The sequence below is a fragment of the Nocardioides antri genome, assembly GCF_008373765.1.
GTDB classification, from domain to species: Bacteria; Actinomycetota; Actinomycetes; order Propionibacteriales; family Nocardioidaceae; genus Nocardioides; species Nocardioides antri.
The window spans coordinates 1-790 of record NZ_VUJW01000035.1 but is presented as its reverse complement, the minus strand read 5'-3'; the positions used below and the strand labels follow the sequence as shown (position 1 = coordinate 790).

At 74.1% G+C, this 790-nt stretch carries 1 protein-coding gene; it reads left to right on the top strand.

Annotated features, from left to right (window positions below; all coding sequences use genetic code 11):
* Window positions 1–31 precede the first annotated feature (31 nt).
* Window positions 32–790 (top strand): DUF222 domain-containing protein (locus F0U47_RS20325; protein WP_149752319.1); only part of this gene is annotated, 759 nt, incomplete at its 3' end.

Genomic DNA, 790 nt, shown 5'->3' with positions numbered 1-790 from the left:
CGGGGAGGTGGCGGGGGGGCGGGGGTTGTACATGAGCCCCGCCGACAAGCGCGCCGCGTTGCTGGCGCTGCCCCCCGCCGAGGGGAGGCTGGCGGAGCTGAGGCTGCGGGTGATGGCCGCTTCGGCCGACGTCGCCGACGCCGACGGCGCTCGGGATGTGGCGGCGTGGTTGGCGTCGCGGACCCAGGCCGACTCCGCGGGGCTGCGGGGCGATCAGGCTTTGGCCACGGCACTGGACTCCCGGTGGGGGCGGGTCGCGGCCGGGATGGCCTCCGGGGTGGTGTCGGCCGAGCAGGCGCGGGTGATCGTGCACGGGCTCGAAGCGTTGCCCGCCCGGGTCGGGATCGAGGTGCTGGCACGCGCGGAGGAGCAGCTGGTCACCTACGCGCGGGAGTTCAAGCCCAGCGAGCTGCGCCGTTTGGCCCGGCACATCCTGGACGTGGTCGCTCCCGAGATCGCCGAGGCCGAGGAGGCCAAGCGGCTGGAGGACGAGGAACGCCACGCCCGGGAGAAGTGCCGGCTGTCCCTGCGGCCGCTCGGCGAGGGGTCCACCCGGCTCTCGGGGGTGATCCCCGACGCCGACGCGGCGCGGTTGCGGACCTACCTGGAGAGCTTCACCTCACCCCGCAAGGCCGACGACGCCGTGCCCGGGGAGGAGGACCGGATCCCCTACCCCCGGAAACTCGGCCAGTCGTTCTGCTCCCTGCTCGAGCACCTCGACCCCGTGTGGCTTCCCGTCCACGGCGCGGATGCGACCCCGGTGGTGGTCACCATCACCCTGGACTCACTG